Below are 4,910 nucleotides of genomic sequence, written 5' to 3'. Positions count from 1 at the left end.
GACGGCCGGGCTCAGCTCACGTCCCGGCCTGCCCGCTCGGTGGAGATCCCTGCGGGCAGGCCGGTCACGACGACCTCACCCTGCGGGTCGACGGCCGCACCCACCTCGGCTCCGGCGATCCGCAGCCCTCGTACCGAGACCGGTCCCAGCGGAGCGCCCGCGAGCGGCCGCAGCAGTACCCGGCCGGCGGGCACGTCGGGATAGAGGCCGAGCGCCGCGTGCACGAGGGTCACCGCGGCGGCGGCCGACCACGCCTGCGGGCGGCAGGCGGCCGGATAGGCCACCGGACGCCCGAGCGCCGCCCGGTCGTCGCCGCCGAACAGCTCCGGCAGCCGGTAGCCGAACGTCTCTCCGGCCGCGAGCAGCCCCTCCGCGAGGGTCGCCGCGTGTTCGGCGAACCCGGCGCGGGCCAGTCCGGCGACCACGATCGCCGTGTCGTGCGCCCAGATCGACCCGCAGTGGTAGGACAGCGGGCTGAAGCCGCCGGCGTCCGCCGACATCGTCCGCAGGCCGAAGCCACCGGCCATCTCCGGGGAGACGAGGAGGTCGGCGATCCCGGCCTCCTCGGCCCCGGTGAGCAGGCCGGTGCCGAGCAGGTGGCCGATGTTGCTGGTCAGCGCGTCGACCGGGCGCTTGTCCCGGTCCAGGGCCAGTGCGGGGAAGCTGCCCCGTGGCCCCTCCACCCAGAACCGGGCCCGGAAGCGCTCGGCCAGCGCCGCGGCGTGCTCGCGCCAGCGGGCGGCTCCCGGGCGGCCGAACGCCTCCAGCAGGTCGGCGCCCTGCCGGGCCGCCTGGTGGGCGTAGCCCTGCACCTCGACCAGGGCGATCGGCGGCTGGGCCTGGCGTCCGTCATGGAAGCGCAGCGCGTCGCCGGAGTCCTTCCAGCCCTGGTTGGCCAGGCCCCGGCCGCTGGTGTCGACGTACTCGATGAAACCGTCCCCGTCGGGGTCGGCGTGCCCGCCGAGCCAGCCGAGGGCGGCCTCCAGGTGGGGCAGCAGCGCGACGATCTCCGCGGCGGGAGCACCCCAGCGCCAGGCGTCGTGCAGCAGGCTGATCCACAGCGGCGTGGCGTCGATCGTGCCGTAGTAGGCGGCGGGCAGGTGCAGTCCGTTGCCCTCGACCGCGAACTCATGCCGGCGCAGCTCGTGCATGATCTTCCCGGGGGCTTCGCCGGAGCCGAGGTCGACCTTGGTTCCCTGCCTGCGGGCCAGCACCCGGAGGGTGCCCATGGCCAGCTCCGTGCCGAGTGGCAGCAGCATCCGGGCGGCCCAGATGCCGTCACGCCCGAAGAGGGTGAGGAACCAGGGCACTCCCGCGCCGAGGAAGGTGTCGCCGGGGGCGGCGGTCTCGGCCAGCCGCAGCGAGCGCAGGTCGTCCATGGACTGCTCGAAGAGCCTGCTCAGCCGGTGGTCGGCGGCGACGACCCGGGGTGCCCCCTCCCCCACCGCCCACTCGGCGGGGCGATCGGGCGCGGTCACCACCGCCTGGGGGTCGCACACCTCGACCCTCCAGGACAGGGTGATCCGGCCGCGGGGCGCCAGTTCGACCGGCCAGCGCAGGAAACCCGTGCGCGCGTACCCGGCGGACTCGGCCCGTGCGCCCGTACCGGTCACCACGACCCGGACGCCGCCGGAGTTCCAGGAGATCTCACCGGGCGCGGTGCACTCGGCCGCGGCCTCCACGGTGTCACCGCCGGACTTCACCACCTCGATGGGGGCGAAGTCGCAGCCCAGCTCCAGGCTCACGACGACGGCGACGGGGACGGTGGCACTGGAGACGATCTCGACACGCTCCTCCATGCCCCCCGGTACGACCTGCCGGAATCGCTCGATCCGTACAGTGGGATCGGGGACGGGATCACCCAGCCATCGGGCCAGCGTGACGAACCTGCTGGCGCCCGCCCCCTGGGGGGCATGGCCGACGGCCTCGGGCTCCCGGCCGTCGATCGTCAGGATGGCCTGCGACAGGGCGCGGGAGTCCGCGTGGAACACGCCCTGGACACCGGCCGGGCGGATCTGCCCGTCGCCGCCGCTCAGCGCGACGGTCGGCGCCAGCACGGTGCTGACGAGGTCGTGCAGCAGGGGCTGGAGGCGGTAGGCCGCGGTGGAATCGGCCACCGTGACCGCCTGGGGGGTGGGGGATGAGGCGTCGTCGAACACGACTGACTCCCTGAGATCGTGTCGAGCCGGTGACGTCTTGACAGGCGACGGCCGGCGGGTGCACATTGCGAAACACTCTCTTTACTTGAACGATCCAATCATTACACTCCGTTTACTTGAACGATCCAATCATGCCTCATCCCCTCTTGAACGTTCAAACCCTCAGAAGGGTGCATATGGCTACAAAGGTGACGATTACCGATGTCGCACGCCGTGCCGGGGTATCGCGCCAGACGGTGTCGAACGTGCTCAACAGCCCCGAACTGGTCCGCGAGGAGACCCGCGACCGGGTGCGGGAGGCCATCGAGGCGCTCGGCTACCGGGCCAGCCAGGCCGCACGGCAGATGCGGACCGGCCGCTCACGGCTGATCGCCACGCGCATCGAGCCGGACCGGGACGGGATCAACGGCTCGGTCCTGGACCGGTTCCTGCACGGGCTGACCGCCTCGGCGGCCCGAGCCGGATACCGGATCCTGCTCTACGCGGCGGGCGACGAGCGATCGGAGATCGACACCTTCGACGACCTGGTCGGAAGTCACGAGCCGGACGCCTTCGTGCTCACCAGCACCTACCACGGCGACGGCCGCCCCGCGTGGCTGCGCGAGCGGCGGCTGCCGTTCGTCACGTTCGGGCGGCCATGGGGAAACGCGGGAAACGCGGGTGGTGCTTCCGGCGGGGAGGCGGCCGGTGATCCGGAGCACCCCTGGGTCGACGTGGACGGTGCGGCCGGTACCGCGGCGGCCACCCGCCACCTGCTCGACGCGGGTCACCGGCGGATCGGGTTCCTCGGCTGGCCGCCCGGCTCCGGCGTGGGCGACGACCGCAGGTCCGGCTGGACCAGGGCCCTCGTCGGCGCCGGGATCGACCCGGCCGGCCTGGACCAGGCCACGGACGACGGGGTGGCCGACGGCGAGAAGGCGGCCCGCGACCTGCTGCGCGCCGAGCAGCCGATCACCGCGCTGGTCTGCGCCAGCGACTCGCTCGCCTTGGGCGCGCTGCACGCCGTTCGCTCCCTCACGGCATCGGGACAGCTGACCGCCTCGGGACGGCTGACGGCCGAGGGACGTCTCACGGTCGCGGGACAGGCCGGTGGCGAGGAGGGCCTCCCGGTCCGCGTGATCGGTTTCGACGACACGCCGGTGGCGAAGGCGGTGGGGCTCAGCAGCGTCAGCCAGCCGCTGGCCGAGGCCGCGGCCGGCTGCGTCGGCCTGCTCACCCGGCTGTTCGACCCGCCCTCCCCCGGTGCCCCCGACGCCCCCGAGGCCGGTGGGCCCCGCACGCACGTACTGCTCCAGCCGTCTCTGGTCCTCCGGCAGTCGTCATGACCGTATGACCGCATGACCACCTGGTTCTTCTTCAGATCACCCCCCAGGAAGATTGGAAAAGCACGATGAAACAGCCGATCAAGCAGCACAACCTCCGTACCGCGGCACTCGCCGCGCTCGCCGTGGGCACCCTGGCGGCCTCGGCCGCCTGCGGCAGCGGTTTCGACGACTCCGCCGGCCAGAGCAGCGCCCCGCAGAGCAGCGGGCCCGCCAGCCTGCAGGTGCTCATCGGCTCCTCCGGCGACGCGGAGACGAACGCGCTGCGCGCGGCCGCCCAGACGTGGTCGGCGTCCTCGGGCAGCACCGCGACGATCACCCCCGCCCAGGACCTGACCCAGCAGCTCGGCCAGGCCTTCGCCGGGAGCAACCCGCCGGACGTGTTCTACGTCGACGCCGCGCGCTTCGCCGACTACGCGAGCGTCGGGGCGCTGGAGCCGTACGCGGACAAGATCTCCGACTCCGCCGACTTCTACCCCGGCCTGCGCGAGACGTTCACCTACAACGGCACCTTCTACTGCGCGCCCAAGGACTTCTCCACGCTGGCGCTGATCGTCAACGACGACCTGTGGAAGAAGGCCGGGCTCACCGACGCCGACGTGCCGACCAGCTGGGAGCAACTCACCGCGGTCTCCAGGAAGCTCAAGGACAAGCAGCCGGACGTCACCCCGCTGGTCATCGGCGACACCCGCGACCGGGTCGGCGCGTTCATGGTGGAGGCCGGCGGCTGGATCGTCAGCCCCGACGGCAAGCAGGCGATCGCCGACAGCCCGGAGAACGCCGCGGGCCTGAGCTACGTGCAGGGCCTGCTGAAGGACGGGCTCGCCCGGTTCCCCAAGCAGGTGGACGCGGGCTGGGGCGGCGAGGCTTTCGGCAAGGCCAAGGCCGCGATGACCATCGAGGGTAACTGGATCAAGGGCGCGATGAAGGTCGACTACCCGGACGTCAAGTACAGCGCCCACGAGCTGCCGGCCGGCCCCAAGGGCAAGGGCACCCTGTCCTTCACCACCTGCTGGGGCATCGCGGCCAAGAGCAAGCACAAGGAGCAGGCGATCGCCTTCGTCGAGGCGATGACCAAGGCCGACCAGCAGATGGCCTTCGCCAAGGCGTTCGGCGTGATGCCCTCGCGCCAGTCGGCCAAGGACGCCTTCATCCAGGCCTTCCCCGAGGACGCCCCGTTCGTCGACAGCGCCGAGTACGCCCAGGGGCCGGTCAACGCCCCCAAGATGGACAGCGTGCTGGCCGACTTCGACACCTCCATCCAGCAGCTGCCCGCGGGCGACCCCAAGAAGATCCTGGCGAACCTGCAGAAGAACACCAAGGCCGCGCTCGGCAACTGAGTCAGACCGGTGCGCGGCACCCATGTCGTCGGAGGCGTTGCGCGCGGTGCCGTACCAGGCGTGGGCCTGGCGGGTGTCGCCGAGCTTCA

Annotated in this window: 3 protein-coding genes; 2 read left to right on the top strand and 1 reads right to left on the bottom strand. The window is 72.2% G+C overall.

From position 1 onward, the window contains the following. Positions 1-11: 11 nt before the first annotated feature. On the bottom strand, positions 12-2,159 hold the full coding sequence (locus ACWD3H_RS47385; protein WP_451959761.1) for an amylo-alpha-1,6-glucosidase: 2,148 nt from the start codon (positions 2,157-2,159) through the stop codon (positions 12-14). Positions 2,160-2,347: 188 nt separating this feature from the next. Here ACWD3H_RS47385 and ACWD3H_RS47380 point away from each other — a divergent pair, with 188 nt between their 5' ends. Continuing rightward, positions 2,348-3,484, top strand: coding sequence for a LacI family DNA-binding transcriptional regulator (locus ACWD3H_RS47380; protein ID WP_355551124.1), 1,137 nt, complete (start codon positions 2,348-2,350; stop codon positions 3,482-3,484). Positions 3,485-3,549: 65 nt separating this feature from the next. Continuing rightward, complete coding sequence (locus ACWD3H_RS47375; RefSeq protein ID WP_451959760.1) at positions 3,550-4,821, top strand: sugar ABC transporter substrate-binding protein; 1,272 nt, start codon at positions 3,550-3,552, stop codon at positions 4,819-4,821. Positions 4,822-4,910 lie beyond the last annotated feature (89 nt).

It is taken from the genome of Streptosporangium sp. NPDC002607 (genome assembly GCF_053592655.1).
This window is presented reverse-complemented; position numbering and strand designations above follow the sequence as displayed.